This window comes from Mycobacterium paraterrae, assembly GCF_022430545.2.
GTDB classification, from domain to species: domain Bacteria; phylum Actinomycetota; class Actinomycetes; order Mycobacteriales; family Mycobacteriaceae; genus Mycobacterium; species Mycobacterium paraterrae.
The window spans coordinates 4,979,890-4,995,712 of the sequence record NZ_CP092488.2 but is presented as its reverse complement, the minus strand read 5'-3'; the positions used below and the strand labels follow the sequence as shown (position 1 = coordinate 4,995,712).

General features: G+C 69.2%; 14 protein-coding genes. 12 read left to right on the top strand and 2 right to left on the bottom strand.

Annotated elements, in window-relative coordinates; translation table 11 throughout:
* Window positions 1–2 precede the first annotated feature (2 nt).
* Complete coding sequence (locus tag MKK62_RS24055) at window positions 3–392, bottom strand: DUF732 domain-containing protein (protein WP_240263390.1); 390 nt, start codon at window positions 390–392, stop codon at window positions 3–5.
* Window positions 393–765: 373 nt separating this feature from the next.
* Between MKK62_RS24055 and MKK62_RS24050 the strand changes: the two genes are divergently transcribed.
* Genes MKK62_RS24050 through MKK62_RS24035 form a run of 4 tightly spaced genes read left to right on the top strand, consistent with a single transcriptional unit; the run spans window position 766 to window position 3,794 of the window.
* The gene (locus MKK62_RS24050; RefSeq protein WP_240263392.1) at window positions 766–1,476 is read left to right on the top strand and encodes a glycosyltransferase family 2 protein; all 711 of its coding nucleotides are present in this window, start codon (window positions 766–768) and stop codon (window positions 1,474–1,476) included.
* Window positions 1,473–2,423 (top strand): acyl-CoA dehydrogenase family protein, encoded by a 951-nt coding sequence (locus MKK62_RS24045; protein ID WP_240263393.1) that lies wholly within the window; start codon window positions 1,473–1,475, stop codon window positions 2,421–2,423. Before MKK62_RS24050 ends, MKK62_RS24045 begins: the two co-directional genes overlap by 4 nt.
* Complete coding sequence (locus MKK62_RS24040) at window positions 2,410–3,177, top strand: PIG-L deacetylase family protein (RefSeq protein WP_240263394.1); 768 nt, start codon at window positions 2,410–2,412, stop codon at window positions 3,175–3,177. Before MKK62_RS24045 ends, MKK62_RS24040 begins: the two co-directional genes overlap by 14 nt.
* A gap of 29 nt (window positions 3,178–3,206) precedes the next feature.
* Window positions 3,207–3,794 (top strand): SAM-dependent methyltransferase, encoded by a 588-nt coding sequence (locus MKK62_RS24035; RefSeq protein WP_240263395.1) that lies wholly within the window; start codon window positions 3,207–3,209, stop codon window positions 3,792–3,794.
* A 16-nt stretch (window positions 3,795–3,810) separates the two neighbouring features.
* Here the strand turns inward: MKK62_RS24035 and MKK62_RS24030 are convergent, their stop codons facing one another.
* Window positions 3,811–4,962, bottom strand: coding sequence for an NAD(P)/FAD-dependent oxidoreductase (locus tag MKK62_RS24030; protein ID WP_240263396.1), 1,152 nt, complete (start codon window positions 4,960–4,962; stop codon window positions 3,811–3,813).
* Window positions 4,963–5,075: 113 nt separating this feature from the next.
* Between MKK62_RS24030 and MKK62_RS24025 the strand changes: the two genes are divergently transcribed.
* Genes MKK62_RS24025 through MKK62_RS23990 form a run of 8 tightly spaced genes read left to right on the top strand, consistent with a single transcriptional unit; the run spans window position 5,076 to window position 15,813 of the window.
* A complete protein-coding gene (locus MKK62_RS24025) occupies window positions 5,076–6,605 on the top strand; it encodes a UDP-N-acetylmuramoyl-L-alanyl-D-glutamate--2,6-diaminopimelate ligase (RefSeq protein WP_240263397.1) in 1,530 nt (509 codons plus the stop codon).
* The gene (locus MKK62_RS24020) at window positions 6,602–8,110 is read left to right on the top strand and encodes a UDP-N-acetylmuramoyl-tripeptide--D-alanyl-D-alanine ligase (protein ID WP_240263398.1); all 1,509 of its coding nucleotides are present in this window, start codon (window positions 6,602–6,604) and stop codon (window positions 8,108–8,110) included. The genes MKK62_RS24025 and MKK62_RS24020 overlap by 4 nt, the downstream gene beginning before the upstream one ends.
* Window positions 8,107–9,189, top strand: coding sequence for a phospho-N-acetylmuramoyl-pentapeptide-transferase (mraY, locus tag MKK62_RS24015; protein WP_240263399.1), 1,083 nt, complete (start codon window positions 8,107–8,109; stop codon window positions 9,187–9,189). Before MKK62_RS24020 ends, mraY begins: the two co-directional genes overlap by 4 nt.
* A 1-nt stretch (window position 9,190) precedes the next feature.
* Window positions 9,191–10,660: a UDP-N-acetylmuramoyl-L-alanine--D-glutamate ligase gene (murD, locus tag MKK62_RS24010; RefSeq protein ID WP_240263400.1), complete on the top strand. Its 1,470-nt coding sequence runs from the start codon at window positions 9,191–9,193 to the stop codon at window positions 10,658–10,660.
* A 5-nt stretch (window positions 10,661–10,665) separates the two neighbouring features.
* On the top strand, window positions 10,666–12,237 hold the full coding sequence (ftsW, locus tag MKK62_RS24005) for a putative lipid II flippase FtsW (protein WP_240263401.1): 1,572 nt from the start codon (window positions 10,666–10,668) through the stop codon (window positions 12,235–12,237).
* A complete protein-coding gene (gene murG, locus MKK62_RS24000) occupies window positions 12,234–13,442 on the top strand; it encodes an undecaprenyldiphospho-muramoylpentapeptide beta-N-acetylglucosaminyltransferase (protein ID WP_240263402.1) in 1,209 nt (402 codons plus the stop codon). The genes ftsW and murG overlap by 4 nt, the downstream gene beginning before the upstream one ends.
* Window positions 13,439–14,884, top strand: a complete 1,446-nt coding sequence (murC, locus tag MKK62_RS23995) for a UDP-N-acetylmuramate--L-alanine ligase (protein WP_240263403.1) — start codon at window positions 13,439–13,441, stop codon at window positions 14,882–14,884. The genes murG and murC overlap by 4 nt, the downstream gene beginning before the upstream one ends.
* Complete coding sequence (locus tag MKK62_RS23990; protein WP_434084989.1) at window positions 14,881–15,813, top strand: cell division protein FtsQ/DivIB; 933 nt, start codon at window positions 14,881–14,883, stop codon at window positions 15,811–15,813. Before murC ends, MKK62_RS23990 begins: the two co-directional genes overlap by 4 nt.
* The last annotated feature ends 10 nt before the right edge of the window (window positions 15,814–15,823 follow it).

Below are 15,823 nucleotides of genomic sequence, written 5' to 3'. Positions count from 1 at the left end.
TCTCAGCTGGTGCTGTAAGACCAGTAGTCGTAGGAGCCCGCCACCGGGCACAGGTCGCGGTAAGCGGCCAGCACGAAATTTGCCGCCTCCTGCGTGGTGACCCCGGGATGGTCGCGCGCCAGCCCGGCAGCGACCGCGGTGCCCTCGACGCGTTGATTCCATAGCTTCCAGCAGACGTCGTAGCCGTCGGCCAGCATTGCCGGATCGGCTCCGCTGACGCCCGCGGCGCGCGCGGCGGCGAGGAAGGCCTGCGGGGTGGGTGATGGTGCGGGGGCTGATGCGCCCACGAGGTCCGGATTGCCGGGCGGCGTCGCCGGGTCGGCGTTGGCCGGGATGGCCAGCCCGATGGCAATGGCAGCCCCCGCAGTGCCGATCAAGGCTTTTGAGATCACGAGTGGCTCCGTTCACTTTATGTTCATGCCTGATATATCCGTGGTTCAGATTATGGACGCCAAAACTTAAGATTGGCTGTGGATACGGTGAAGTGCCTCTGTCGGGGGCGCCGTCTGGCAGCCAAATAGCGGTTGAGCTGCGTGATCGTCCCGATTTCGGCAGCACGATTCGCGCACGCCGTCAGCGTGTCGAGATTGCTGCTGACGAATCCGGTGGTGAGCACCAGCGGAAATGCGCGCTCGAGACGTGTACTCGCGTTGGCAGCTAATTCACCGTCTGTTCACCTTCGAGCAGTCACCCGGCCGTGGCCTGATTCAGCGAGGCCGGAGGCAGAAGTGTGTCAAAACCTGCTCTAACGGTTACTTCCCATCGGTGACAGCCGAGGCCGGTGCCGTCGTCGTGGTGCCCGCACACAACGAATTTGATGCGTTGTGGCGTTGCCTGAGCGCGGTTCGGACAGCAGCGGTAGCTGTCGCCATTCCCACCGAGGTAGTCGTCGTCCTGGATGCATGCGAAGACGACAGCGCCTCCCTGGAAGGGCAATTCGGACCTGCCGTGCACTTCCTCGCCGTCGACGAACGCAACGTCGGCGCCGCGCGGTCGGCCGGTTTCCGCTACGCCAAGACGGAGCTGCACGCCGTCGGCCCGCGCATCTGGTACGCAACCACCGACGCCGACACCGAGGTCGGTGGCGACTGGCTGATGCGACAACTCGGCTGGGGCGCTGACATGGTCCTTGGCCAAGTGCGAGTGGCCGAATGGCGCCACCACTCGCCCGAGGTGGCCGCCGAGTACGAGGCGCGCTACCGCGCCGAGACGCCGTTTCACCAGCACATTCATGGCGCGAACATGGGTTTTCGGTCCGAGGCCTACTGGCGTGTCGGCGGATTCGCTGCGCTGCGCAGCGGCGAGGATGTCGATTTGGTCGACCGGTTCCGGGCGGCGGGGATGCACATCGTTTCCGACGACGAACTGTCGGTCACCACGTCGGACCGGTGGAACGCGCGGGCACCGGGAGGGTTCGCCGATCACTTGGCCGAGGTGTCGAAAGAGGTGCTGGGCAGAGCGGACGAGGTGTCGTGACGGCTGCTCAGGTCATGGAGTGGCTGGAGACTGGTCGGCTGCAGCTGCCACCCCCGGGGTCGGGCCAGACCGCGCAGCGCTGGCGGCGACTCTCTCAACTGGCCGAAATCGACATTGCGGCAGCGCGTTTGGCCGAGGCACACACAGACGCGGTCGCCATTCTGATCGAACTCGGCGGACCGCTGCCCGGCCGAGACGAACTGTGGGGCGTGTGGGCTGCCGAAGCTCCGAACGCGATCGTGACGGCCCACGGCAAGGGCGACGCGGTGACGCTCGACGGCACCAAGGCTTGGTGCTCGGGTGCCGAACTGTGCACCGATGCGCTCGTGACGGCTCGGCTGGCCGACGGCCGGCGAGGGCTGTTTGCGCTCGATCTGCGCGCTCCAGGAGTTCATCCACTGGAGCACACGTGGCGAAATGCGGGCATGGCCGAATGCGACACCAGATCCGTACGATTCGACAACGCCCCGGCGATTCCGGTCGGCGGCCCGGACGACTACCTGGACCGACCGGGCTTTTGGTTCGGCGCGATCGGGGTCGCGGCCTGTTGGCTGGGTGGCGCCCGAGCGGTTGCCGCGCCGCTGTACCAGCGTGCCGCACGGCTGTCCGCCGACGATCACGCGTTGGCTCATCTCGGCGCGATCGACGCCGCGCTCAACGCCGCCGACACCGCTCTTCGCGCGGCCGCCGGTCAGGTCGACTCGGACCCCGACAATCGCTCCGGGCTCGCGGAGCTGACCGCCAGGCGGGTGCGCGCAGTGGTGGAAGTCGCGGTCGAGGAAGCGCTCAACCGAACCGATCGGGCGCTGGGGCCGGGACCACTGTGCCTCGACGAAAGGCATGCTCGCGCTGTGGCTGACTTGCGCGTGTACGTCAGACAGAGTCATGCCGAACGTGATCTCGCTGTACTCGGCTCGATTGCCGCAAAGAACTATGAATCCTTCTGACGAGGGGTCACGCACAGCGCGTTTCCAGACGAGTCCCGTCGCCGAGGGTGGGACTTCCGTCGAGGCATGGACCTCCTGGGACGACGGACTGTTGACGCTGGATCTTCGTCGGTGCCCGGGCCTGACGGTCGTGGCCCCACACCCCGACGACGAGACGCTCGGCCTGGGAGCGACCATGGCCGCGCTGTCGGCCGCCGGCGTCGACGTTCAGGTGGTGTCGGTGACCGATGGCGAATCCGCTTATCCCGACTCCACCCCACAGCAACGCAAGGAACTCAAAGCGTTGCGCCGCAAAGAAGTTCGCCGCTCTGCGCGAATCCTCGGTGTCGCCGAGCCGATCAGCCTCGACTTCCCGGATGGTGAATTGGCCGGACTGGAGCACGACATCGCTACTCGGCTTGCGTCGCTGCTAGGCAGCCATCCGGCGGGCAGGTGGTGCGCGGCGACCTGGCGTGGCGACGGCCATCCCGACCATGAGACGGTCGGCCGCGCGGCTGCCGCGGCCGCCGCGCGCACCGGCGCGGAGCTGGTGGAGTATCCGGTCTGGATGTGGCATTGGGCGCAGCCGGGCGATCCCGCGGTGCCGTGGAGCAGGGCCAGGCGCATCAGCCTGACGGATCGGGCAATCCAGGCCAAACATGCCGCGGTGAAATGCTTTCCAAGCCAGACTCGGCCAACGTCGGACGGGTACACGGTGCTGCCACCGACTGTCGTTGCGCGGGCCTTGGCGGTCGGGGAGGTGATGTTCATCTGAGCCGGTTACCTGACGACTATTTCGAGGCGATGTACTCGCGCTCATCTGATCCGTGGCAGCTCGGCACCCGCTGGTACGAGCAGCGCAAGTACGCGCTCACCCTGGCTATGCTGCCGCGGGCCCACTACGAGCACGCGTTCGAGCCGGGTTGCTCGGTCGGAGTGCTGACCAATTTGCTCGCTGAACGGTGCACCCAGGTCACCGCCACCGACATCGCGTCGACCGCCCTGGACGGTGCCCGACGGCGACTCGCCAACTCCGGGCACGGTGAGCGGGTGACGCTACTTCGCCGATCCATCGACGAACCCTGGCCCACAGGCCCATTCGATCTCCTCGTGCTCTCCGAGGTCGGGTATTACCTGGCCCCAGAGGCGCTGGGCGAGCTGCTGGAGCGCGAATGTCCGCGACTGGCGGCCGGCGCGACGGTGGTGGCCGCGCACTGGCGGCATCGGGTCGACGATTACCTGATGGGAGGCGACGAGGTCAACGAGATCGTGGCCGGCGTTGCCGGAATGCAACGGATCGGGAGCTATCGCGACGCCGACGTCGCGATAGACGTGTTCGACAACGCTGAGGGGACGTCGGTCGCAGCGAGCAGCGGCGTCCCCATGTCATGACCTGGATCCTGTTGCGTCAGAATGGAATTGGCTTACGATCCCGGATCAGCTTTTCGCCACGGTCGTAGTCGTCGTCGGCGTTGAACGTCAGGACACCGACGGTCACACCACGGGCTTCGTACCAGGCGGTGAAGCCGCCGCTGTGTTCGATGAGGCGCGCGCGGTCGAAGCCGTCGCCCCAGGCGTGATACTTCAGGGTCGCCTCGCCGATGGTGGTCCAGAATCCCGGGATCGCGTCCCATTCACCGTCGCGCCCTGCAGCGGCGGCACCAGCCAGCGCACCTTGATCCATGGCGTCTTGCCAGTGCTCCACGGCAACTGGGCGGTCGGCCAGACTGTTGTAAGCCAGCGCCACATCGCCGGCGGCGTACACGTTGTCCACCGACGTCCGCATGCGTGCGTCGACGACGATCCGTCCGTCGCGGGTATCGATGCCGGCGTTGGCGGCGAGATCCGATTGTGGTGTGACACCGGTTGCAGCCAAAACCAGGTCGCAGTCGATACGAGTCCCGTTGTCGAGGTGCACCGCTTCGTCGGTGACTTCGCTGACGTGCGCCGAGCCGACGTAGCGCGCGCCGGCGTCGGCGACGAGACGTTTGATTCGCTCGCCGGCCTCGTCGCCGAGTCGCTTGGCCTGCGGTACTGGGTCGGGGGCGACCAGCGTCGTGGCGACCCCGCGCATAGCCAGCGATGCGGCAGCCTCGCAGCCGATGAAGCCGGCGCCGACCACCACCGCCGCGCCTGCCTTCGTCGCGGCCTTACGCAGTGCCTGCGCGTCGGCCATCGACCGCAGCTGCAGCGCTTTCTCGCCGCCGCGCACCGGAAACCCGGACGGCTTTGCCCCGCAGGCCAACACGAGCGACCGGTAAGAATGACGGATCCCGGCGGCGGTGAGCTGATGTCGGGCCGGGTCAATGTGCTCCACGCCGGTCGTTCGCACCAACTCGATGTTGTTCTCGTCGAACCACTGCGCAGGGTGCAGCTCAGCGTCGCCTGGCTCGGCGTCGCCGCGGAGGAACTCCTTGCTCAGCGGCGGCCGTTCGTAGGGCAGCGCCGCGTCGTCGGTCACAATCTGGACCCGGCCATCGTGGTTGTGTTGGCGGAACGCTTCGGCCGCGCTGACGCCTGCCGGCCCACTGCCGATGATGATGAGTTCGGTGTCGTTCACGTCCGGTCGGCTACCCCGGTCGCGGGCGCTTTACGCCGACGACTCCTGCTTCCTGGGCGGATCGACGTCGGGCGGCTCGATAAGGTGTCAGGGCTGATCTGCAGACGGAGGTGATGATTGTGCCCGCTGCGCTGCGTCCCTCGTCGTGTGCGGGCGTGCCGCTGTCGATGCTGGCTTTCCAGGTGGGGGCGGTTCCCGCCGAGGGCAGCACGGAATCGGACTTGCAGATCACCGGGGTCACGTTGCGCGCCCAAGACGTGCAGCCGGGTGACCTCTTTGCGGCGTTACCGGGCGCGACCGTCCACGGCGCCCGCTTCTACGGCCAAGCGGTCGAAAGCGGAGCCGCGGCGGTGCTCACCGACGCCGACGGGTTTGCGCAGCTGAACCGTGACGCAGGTACCGTGCCGGTGCTCGTGCACCCCCAGCCGCGCGGCGTGCTAGGCGAGATCGCCGCCACCGTGTACGGGCACCCGTCCGCGCACCTGGCCGTCGTAGGGATCACCGGCACCTCGGGCAAGACCACGACGACCTATCTGATCGAAGCGGGGCTGCGCGCGGCCGGCCGGTCCGTCGGATTGATCGGCACCGTCGGCCTGCGGATCAACGGCGAGGACATCCCCAGCGCGCTCACCACCCCGGAAGCGCCGGCACTGCAGGCGCTTCTCGCGGCGATGGTCGAGCGCGGCGTCGACACGGTGGTGATGGAGGTGTCCAGTCACGCGTTGACCCTCGGGCGCGTCGACGGCACCGAGTTCGCGGTCGGCGGCTTCACCAACCTGTCTCGCGATCATCTCGACTTTCACCCGACGATGGAGGACTACTTCGACGCCAAGGCGCGGCTGTTCGACCCGACCTCACCGCTGCGGGCGCGCCGGGCGGTGGTGTGTGTCGACGACGACGCCGGCCGCGCGATGGCCCACCGCGCAGACCAGGCCGTCACGGTCAGCACCAAGGGCCGGCCTGCCGACTGGCGTGCCGAGGCCGTCGTCGTGCAGGCGGGTGGGCAGGAATTCACCGCCGTCGACCCGGCCGGTGTTCATCACCGGCTGGCCATCACGCTGCCCGGCGATTACAACGTTGCCAATTGCCTTGTCGCAGTGGCGGTCCTAGACGCTGTCGGCGTCTCGCCGGAGCAGGCCTGCACGGGCCTACGGCACACTCAGGTTCCCGGCCGCCTCGAGCAGGTCAACCGCGGCCAGGACTTCCTCGCACTGGTCGACTACGCCCACAAACCGGGCGCGCTGCGCGAGGTGCTCCGCACCCTTCGACGTCCGGACGGCCGGCTCGGTGTGGTATTCGGCGCCGGTGGCGATCGCGACAGTGGCAAGCGGGCCGAGATGGGCCGTGTCGCTGCAGAACTCGCGGACCTGGTGGTGGTGACCGACGACAATCCGCGCAGCGAGGACCCGGCCGAGATCCGCCGCGAGATCCTCGGCGGCACAGCGGAAGCCGGCACCGACGTCGAGGTGGTCGAGATCGGCGACCGGCGCGCGGCGATCAACCACGCGGTGGGCTGGGCGGCGGCCGGGGACGTGGTGCTGATCGCGGGCAAGGGGCATGAAACCGGTCAGACCCGCAACGGGCAAACGCAGCCGTTCGATGATCGGATCGAACTCGCCGCCGCGCTTGAGGCCCGCAAGTGATCGACCTCACCGTGGCACAGATCGCCGCGATCGTCGGCGGCGAGCTGGCCGACATCTCCGCCGCGGACGCCGCGAAGCTGCACGTCACCGGGACAGTCGAATTCGATTCCCGCAAGGTCACTTCCGGCGGACTCTTCCTGGCGTTGCCCGGCGCCCGCGTCGACGGGCACGATCACGCGGCGTCGGCGGTGGCCGCGGGAGCCGTCGCGGTGCTGGCCGCTCGTCCGGTCGGCGTCCCCGCGATCGTCGTCGCGCCGGCGGAGCACGTCGACACGGCCGCCGGTGTGCTCGAACACGACAGCGACGGGTCGGGCGCCGCCGTGCTCGCGGCATTGGCCAAGCTCGCCGCCGCGGTGGCTGCCGAGTTGGTGGCCGGGGGACTCACAATCGTCGGCATCACCGGTTCATCGGGCAAAACCTCCACGAAAGACCTGCTTGCCGCGGTGCTTTCGCCGCTCGGCGAGGTGATCGCCCCGCCGGGATCATTCAACAACGAGCTTGGCCACCCGTGGACCGTGCTGCGTGCCACGCCGAGCACCGACTACCTGGTGCTCGAGCTGTCGGCCCGCCATCCCGGCAACATCGCCGCGCTCGCCGCGATAGCGCCGCCCGCGATCGGAGTGGTGCTGAACGTCGGCACCGCGCACCTCGGCGAGTTCGGCTCGCGGGAAGCCATCGCGCAAACCAAAAGTGAACTGCCTCAGGCTGTCCCGCGTTCCGGGGTGGTGGTGCTCAACGCCGATGATCCGGCCGTCGCCGCGATGGCCGAGGTGACGGCGGCCCGCGTCGTGCGGATCAGCCGAAACCGGGAGACCGACGTCTGGGCCGGGCCGGTGACGCTTGACGAGCTGGCGCGTCCGCAGTTCACGCTGCACGCGGGCGACGTCGCGATCGACGTCAACCTGGCCGTGCATGGCGATCACCAGGTCAGCAATGCGCTGTGCGCCGCAGCGGTCGCGCTGGAGTGTGGGGCCACCGCCGCGCAGGTCGCGCAGGCCCTGGCCGACGCCGGGCCGGTCTCGGGCCACCGGATGCGGGTCAGCACCCGCACCGACGGGGTGACCGTTATCGACGACGCCTACAACGCCAATCCGGACTCGATGCGCGCCGGGTTGCAGGCGCTGGCGTGGATTTCGGCCTCCGGTGACGCAGGCCCCGGCGGGCGACGCCGCCGCAGCTGGGCAGTGCTGGGCGAGATGGCAGAACTCGGCGACGATGCGATATCCGAGCATGACCGCGTTGGACGGCTGGCAGTGCGATTAGATGTGTCTCGACTCATTGTCGTCGGAACGGGGAGGTCTATGAGCGCCATGCACCAGGGCGCCGTCATGGAAGGTTCGTGGGGCGACGAGGTCGTGATCGTCGCCGACGCCGATGCCGCCCTGGCCGTCCTGCGGGCTGAGTTGCAGCCCGGCGACGTGGTGCTGGTCAAAGCCTCCAACGCGGCCGGACTTGGGGCGCTGGCCGATTCGCTGGTGGCGGAGAGCCAGGGCGACACCCGATGATCGACATTCTGCTCGCCGTCGCGATCTCCGTGACGGTCTCGATCCTGCTCACCCCGATGCTGATCCGGCTGTTCAACAGGCAGGGCTTTGGCCACGAGGTTCGCGAGGACGGCCCGCCCAGCCACAAGACCAAGCGCGGCACACCGTCGATGGGCGGGGTCGCGATCCTGGCCGGCATTTGGGCGGGCTACCTCGGCACGCACCTGGCCGGGCTGGCGTTCGACGGCAACGGCCCGTCCGCGTCAGGTTTGCTGGTGCTGTTCTTGGCCACCACCCTGGGTGCCGTGGGGTTCGTCGACGACCTGATCAAGGTCCGGCGATCCCGCAACCTCGGGCTGAACAAAACCGCAAAGACCATCGGGCAGATCGTCGCCGCCACCTTGTTCGGCGCCCTGGTCCTGCGATTTCGCAACGACACAGGGCTGACCCCGGGGTCCTCGAGCCTGTCTTACGTACGCGAAATCGCCACGGTCGCACTGGGTCCGGCGCTCTTCGTGTTGTTCTGCGTGATCGTCGTCAGCGCGTGGTCCAACGCGGTCAATTTCACCGACGGACTGGACGGACTGGCGGCCGGATCGATGGCGATGGTGACCGCCGCCTACGTCCTGATCACCTTCTGGCAGTACCGCAACGCGTGCGCGACCGCGCCGGGGCTGGGCTGCTACAACGTGCGCGATCCGCTGGACCTAGCCATCATCGCCGCGTCCACCGCCGGCGCGTGCATCGGCTTCCTGTGGTGGAATGCCGCGCCCGCCAAGATCTTCATGGGCGACACCGGCTCGCTGGCCCTCGGCGGCATCATCGCCGGCATCTCGGTGACCAGCCGCACCGAGATCCTCGCGGTGGTGCTCGGCTCGCTGTTCGTCGCCGAGATCGTCTCGGTGGTGGTGCAGATCTTGGCGTTCCGCACGACCGGCCGTCGAGTGTTCCGGATGGCACCCTTCCACCACCACTTCGAGCTGGTCGGCTGGGCGGAGACCACGGTGATCATCCGGTTCTGGCTGCTCACGGCCATCAGCTGCGGCCTGGGTGTCGCGCTGTTCTACAGCGAATGGCTCGCGGCCACCGGCGGCGGCTGAGATGACCGGCCCCGGGCTGGAGGTGCTGTCGGCCGGAGCGCCAGTGCTCGTCGCGGGCGGGGGAGTGACCGGCCGCGCGGTGGTGGCGGCGCTCGATGCGTTGGGCGCGGCGGCGACTCTGTGCGACGACTCCGCGGCCACCCGTCAGCAGTTCACCGACGCCGGTTACCCAACGGAAGACTCGACCACCGCGGCAGCGCACGTCGCCGACTATGTGCTGGTCGTGGTCAGCCCGGGTTTCGCACCGAGCACTCCCGTGCCGGCCGCCGCGGCGGCCGCCGGAGTGCCGATCTGGGGTGACGTCGAGCTGGCCTGGCGGCTCGACCAGGCCGGGCGCTACGGCCCGCCGCGACGCTGGTTGGCGGTCACCGGCACCAACGGCAAGACCACCACCACGTCGATGCTGCAGGCGATGCTGGTCGCGGGCGGTGTGAACAGCCGGTTGTGCGGCAACATCGGCAACCCGGTGCTTGACGAGTTGCACGAGCCCGCCGACGTGCTGGCCGTCGAGCTGTCCAGCTTTCAGCTGCACTGGGCACCGTCGCTGCGACCCGAGGCCGGCGTCGTGCTCAACATCGCCGAGGACCACCTGGACTGGCACGGCAGCCTCGCCGCCTACGCCGCCGCGAAGGCCGGGGTGCTGCGCGGGAGGGTCGCGGTCGCCGGGCTCGACGATCCGCGGGCCGCTGCGCTGCTGGCCGACGCCCCTGCACCGGTGCGGGTCGGCTTCCGGCTGGGTGAACCGGGCGACGGCGAGCTCGGGGTCCGCGACGGACTGCTGATCGATCGCGCTTTTTCCGGCAACTCCGCGGCGCTGGCTCCGGTGTCGACGATTTCGGTGCCGGGTCCGGTGGGTGTGCTCGACGCGCTGGCCGCCGCCGCGCTGGCCCGCAGCGTCGGGGTGCCCGCCGAGGCGATCGCCGCGGCGCTGTCGGCGTTCCGGGTGGGCCGGCATCGGGCCGAGCTTGTCGCAGTGATCGACCAGGTCAGCTACGTCGACGACTCCAAAGCGACCAATCCGCATGCCGCCGAAGCATCGCTGCTGGCCTACCCGGGCGTGGTGTGGATCGCCGGCGGTCTGCTGAAGGGCGCGTCCGTCGACGAGACGGTCGAACGTGTTGCGTCGCGGCTGGTCGGAGCGGTGCTGATCGGCCGCGACCGGGCACTGGTGGCCGAGGCGTTATCGCGACACGCGCCGGATGTGCCCGTCGTACAGGTTGTGGCAGGCGAGGATATTGATATGCATGCGACTGCTGAGTCTCCTCTCGCATATGTGACACATGTGGTTCCGCCGTCGGATGAGACTGTCGGTGTTCGCGTCATGACCGCGGCCGTGGCCGCCGCGCGTGACCTCGCCCGCCCCGGCGACACGGTGCTACTGGCCCCGGCCGGCGCGTCGTTCGACCAGTTCAGCGGGTACGCGGACCGCGGTGACACGTTCGCGGCCGCGGCCCGCGCCGGACGCCGGTAGCAGCGGTGAAACCCGCACTGGCCCGGCTGCTGCGCCGGGGGACCAACGACGGCCAGCTGGCGGAGCAGGCAGCCGCTGACCCGGCCGCGGCCGACGTCGAGAACGGCAAGCCCGCCAAGCCCGCCAAGGCCGCTGAGGCCGCCAAGGTCGTCGTCGGCGAGCCGCGCACCCGGTTCGGGGCCTGGCTGGGCCGGCCGATGACCTCATTTCACTTGATCGTCGCGGTGGCTGCCCTGCTGACGACGCTCGGCCTGATCATGGTGCTGTCGGCGTCCGGGGTGCGCTCCTATGACGACGACGGCTCGGCCTGGACGATCTTCGGTCGCCAGGTCCTCTGGACCGTCATCGGCCTATTCGCCTGCTATCTGGCGCTGCGCTTGCCGGTGCGGTTCATGCGTCGGATGGCCTTCACCGGCTTCGCCACCACCATCGTCATGCTGGTACTCGTGCTGATCCCGGGAATCGGCAAGGAAGCCAATGGTTCTCGCGGATGGTTCGTGATCGCAGGCTTCTCGATGCAGCCCTCCGAGCTGACCAAGATCGCGTTCGCTATCTGGGGCGCACACCTGCTGGCGGCGCGGCGCATGGAACGAGCCTCGCTGCGCGAAATGCTCATTCCGTTGATCCCGGCCGCGATCATCGCGCTGTCGCTCATCCTGGCCCAGCCCGACCTCGGCCAGACGGTGTCGATGGTCATCATCCTGCTGGGTCTGCTGTGGTACGCGGGGTTGCCGCTGCGCGTGTTCCTGAGTTCGCTCGGCCTGGCGATCGTCGCGGCCGGCGTTTTGGCGATGACGGCTGGTTACCGCTCTGACCGCGTGCGGTCGTGGCTGGACCCGGGCCAAGACCCGCAGGACTCGGGATATCAAGCCCGGCAGGCCAAATACGCGCTGGCCAACGGCGGTGTGTTCGGTGACGGGCTGGGCCAGGGCACCGCGAAGTGGAACTACCTCCCCAACGCGCACAACGACTTCATCTTCGCGATCATCGGCGAGGAGTTGGGCCTGGTCGGCGCGCTCGGTCTGCTTGGCCTGTTCGGTCTGTTCGCCTACACCGGAATGCGCATCGCCCGTCGCTCCGCTGATCCGTTCCTGCGACTGCTGACCGCGACCACCACCCTGTGGGTGATCGGCCAGTCGTTCATCAACGTCGGCTACGTGATCGGGCTCTTGCCCGTCACCGGCATCCAGTTGCCGTTGATATCGGCGGGCGGAACATCAACGGCGACAACGCTAGTGATGATCGGCATGATGGCGAATGCGGCCCGTCACGAACCCGAGGCGGTCGCCGCCCTGCGCGCAGGCCGCGACGACCGGATGACCCGCATTCTGCGGCTGCCGCTGCCAGAGCCCTATTCGCCGACCCGGGTCGAGGCGCTGCGCGACCGGTTGCGTACCAAGCCGCAGCAGGCCAAGCCGCAGCGCAAGCCCCCGCCGGGGCGCGCCGCGCGACCGCCCAAGCCACCTGCGGCGGACAAGCGCGCCGCACGCGCAAGGCATCATGTAGGCGGACAGCGGTACACCGGCGAGCGTCAGGCACACGGCCGTCGAGCATTGGAAAGGCAACGCTACGGGTGAACGACTCGGTCAGAGAGCCAGCCGGGCCTTCGTCGCTGTCGGTTGTGCTTGCGGGCGGCGGCACAGCCGGCCACGTCGAGCCCGCGATGGCCGTTGCTGACGCCCTGGTCAGCCTCGAACCCGACGTCCGCATCACCGCGCTGGGCACCGCACGCGGCCTGGAGACCAGACTCGTGCCCGAGCGCGGCTACCCGCTCGAGCTGATCACCCCGGTCCCGTTGCCCCGCAAACCCACCGGCGATCTCGCCCGGTTGCCGGCACGTGTGCTGCGCGCCGTGCGGCAGACCCGGGCCGTACTGAACAAGGTCGACGCCGACGTCGTCATCGGATTCGGCGGCTATGTGGCGCTGCCGGCCTATCTGGCCGCTCGCGGCGCGGCGCGGCGTGGCCGTCGGGTGCCGGTGGTGATCCACGAAGCCAACGCCAGCGCCGGATTGGCCAACCGGGTCGGAGCCCGCAGCGCGCAGAGGATCCTCTCGGCGGTGCCCGACCCGGGACTGCGCCGCGCCGAGGTGGTCGGCGTCCCGGTTCGCGAGGCGATCACCTCGCTGGACCGTGCCGCGCTGCGATCGACCGCGCGGGCGCACTTCGGCTTCGCCGACGACGCCCGGGTGCTGTTGGTGTTCGGCGGCTCGCAGGGCGCGGTGTCCATCAATCGTGCGGTCGCCGCGGCGGCCACCGATCTGGCGGCCGCAGGGGTGGCGGTGCTGCACGCGCACGGCGCTAAAAACACGCTCGACCTTCCCGATCCGCGGCCGGGCGATCCGCCCTACGTTGCGGTGCCGTATCTGAGCCGAATGGATCTCGCGTACGCCGCCGCCGACCTGGCGATCTGCCGGTCCGGCGCGATGACCGTCGCCGAGGTGACCGCGGTCGGTCTGCCCGCGATCTATGTGCCGCTGCCGATCGGCAACGGCGAGCAGCGCCTCAATGCGTTGCCGGTGGTCAAAGCAGGTGGGGGAATGGTGGTCGCCGACGCCGACCTGACCCCGAGCTTTGTCGCCGAGCAGGTGGCCGGCCTGCTCGGCGACGAGTCGCGGCTGGCGGCGATGACGGCGGCCGCGACGCTGGTCGGTCACCCGGAAGCGGCTCGGCAGGTGGCCCGCGTCGCGCTGGACGTCGCGCGCGAAGCGCGGGACGGGAGGCGCGCGCAAAAAAGGCGCCGTGCGCTGGACGTCGCGCGCGCGGGGAGAGCGGACCGATGAGCCAGTCGCTGCCTCCCGAGCTGCAGCGCGTGCACATGGTCGGCATCGGGGGAGCGGGCATGTCGGGGATCGCCCGCATCCTGCTGGACCGGGGCGGACAGGTCTCGGGATCGGACGCCAAGGAGTCGCGCGGCGTGCGTGCGCTGCAGGCGCGCGGCGCGGAGATCCGGATCGGTCACGACGCATCGTCGCTGGACCTGTTGCCCGGCGGACCGACCGCGGTGATCACCACTCACGCCGCGATTCCCAAGACCAACCCCGAGCTCGTCGAGGCCCGCCGTCGCGGGATTCCGGTGGTATTACGGCCGGCCGTGCTGGCCAAGCTCATGGCGGGGCGGACCACGCTGATGGTGACCGGGACGCACGGCAAGACGACCACCACGTCGATGTTGATCGTGGCACTACAACATTGCGGGCGTGACCCGTCCTTCGCCGTCGGCGGTGAGCTGGGTGAAGCGGGCACCAACGCCCATCACGGCAGTGGCGACTGCTTTGTCGCCGAAGCCGACGAGAGCGACGGCTCGCTGCTGGAGTACACCCCGCATGTCGCGGTGGTCACCAACATCGAGGCCGACCACCTCGACTTCTTCGGCAGCCCCGAGGCCTACACCGCGGTGTTCGACTCTTTCGCCGAACGTATCGCCCCAGGCGGCGCGCTGGTGGTCTGCGTCGACGACCCGGGGGCCGCGGCGCTGGCGGATCGCGTTGCGGCGCTGGGTATCCGGGTACTGCGCTACGGTTCGTCCGGCGACGGGCTGGCCGGGACGCTGCTGTCGTGGGAGCAGCAGGGCACCGAGGCGGTCGCGCACATCGCACTCGACGGTGAAACCCGTCCGCGGGCGATGCGGCTGTCGGTGCCCGGCCGGCACATGGCGCTCAACGCGCTGGGCGCCCTGCTGGCCGCCGTCGAGATCGGCGCCGACGTCGAATGCGTACTGGACGGGCTGGCCGGTTTCGAAGGTGTGCGCCGCCGCTTCGATTTGATCGGAACCGCCTCTGCGGTAAAGGTGTTCGACGATTATGCGCACCACCCGACGGAGGTCCGCGCCACGCTGGGGGCGGTGCGGACGCTCCTTGAACAGGCCGGCACCGGGCGTTCGCTGGTGGTGTTTCAGCCGCACCTGTACTCGCGCACCCAGGCTTTCGCCGCCGAATTCGGGGCGGCCCTCGACGGCGCCGACCAGGTATTCGTGCTGGACGTCTACGGTGCCCGCGAGCAACCCATCGCCGGAGTGAGCGGGGCGAGCGTCGCCGAGCATGTCGGTGTCCCGACGCAATACCTGCCGGACCTGTCTACCGTCGCCGAGGCGGTGGCCGCCACCGCGCTGCCCGGCGATGTCGTAGTGACCATGGGCGCCGGCGACGTCACCATGCTGGCACCCGAGATCGTGACCGCGCTGCGGGTCCGCGCCAACCGCAGCGCGCCGGGGGCGTCGCGGTGACCGAGGCGCACGGCGAAACGACGGACGAGCCCGTCGACGACGTCACCGCCGACCCGATCACCGAAACGAGCGATGGTGACGGCGAATCGGAGCCGGCCGGCGAACCCGAGCCGGTCGAGGGCCCGAGGCGGCGCGAGCGCCGGGAACGCGCCGAGCGCCGGGAGGCGCAAGCCCGCGCGATGGCGATCGAACAGGCTCGTCGGGAAGCCAAACGCGCAGCCCGCGGACGAGGTGCGGCCGCATCGAAACCCGTTGCGCGCGGGACGGTCCGGGGCCTGAAGCTGTTTCTGGTGTCGCTTCTGCTGGTCGTCGGGATCGTCGGAGCGGCGCTGATCCTGTATTTCACCCCGCTGATGGCGGCCCGTGGCATCACCGTGACCGGCACCGGCGCGGTGACCCGCGACGAGGTGCTCGATGCGGCACACGTCAAGCCCGGTACTCCGCTGCTGCAGATCAACACTGACAACGTCGCCGACCGAGTCGCCGCGATTCGCCGAGTGGCCAGCGCACGTGTGCAGCGTGACTATCCCTCGACGCTGATGATCACCATCGTCGAGCGCATTCCCGTGGTGGTCAAGGACTTTCCTGACGGCCCGCACTTGTTCGACCGCGACGGCGTGGATTTCGCGACCGCACCGCCGCCACCGGCGCTGCCGTATATCGACGTCGACAACCCGGGCCCGGCCGATCCGACGACCAAGGCTGCGCTTGCGGTGCTCACCGCGTTGCGGCCCGAGGTTGTCGCGCAGGTGAGCCGGATCGCGGCGCCCTCCGTCGCGTCCATCACGTTGACGCTGACCGACGGGCGCAAGGTGATCTGGGGGACCAACGACCGGACCGAGGAAAAGGCCCAGAAACTCGCGGCGCTGTTGACCCGGCCGGGGCGGATCTACGACGTGTCCAGTCCGGATCTGCCGACGGTCAAATAAGTGTCCGGCG

What these genes read in the sequence shown, in the direction of transcription:
- MKK62_RS24040 (WP_240263394.1), top strand. Translation starts at nt 2,410, where the DNA reads ATGAATCCTTCTGACGAGGGGTCACGCACAGCGCGTTTCCAGACGAGT.
- MKK62_RS24035 (WP_240263395.1), top strand. Translation starts at nt 3,207, where the DNA reads ATGTACTCGCGCTCATCTGATCCGTGGCAGCTCGGCACCCGCTGGTAC.
- MKK62_RS24025 (WP_240263397.1), top strand. Translation starts at nt 5,076, where the DNA reads ATGATTGTGCCCGCTGCGCTGCGTCCCTCGTCGTGTGCGGGCGTGCCG.
- mraY (WP_240263399.1), top strand. Translation starts at nt 8,107, where the DNA reads ATGATCGACATTCTGCTCGCCGTCGCGATCTCCGTGACGGTCTCGATC.
- murD (WP_240263400.1), top strand. Translation starts at nt 9,191, where the DNA reads ATGACCGGCCCCGGGCTGGAGGTGCTGTCGGCCGGAGCGCCAGTGCTC.
- murC (WP_240263403.1), top strand. Translation starts at nt 13,439, where the DNA reads ATGAGCCAGTCGCTGCCTCCCGAGCTGCAGCGCGTGCACATGGTCGGC.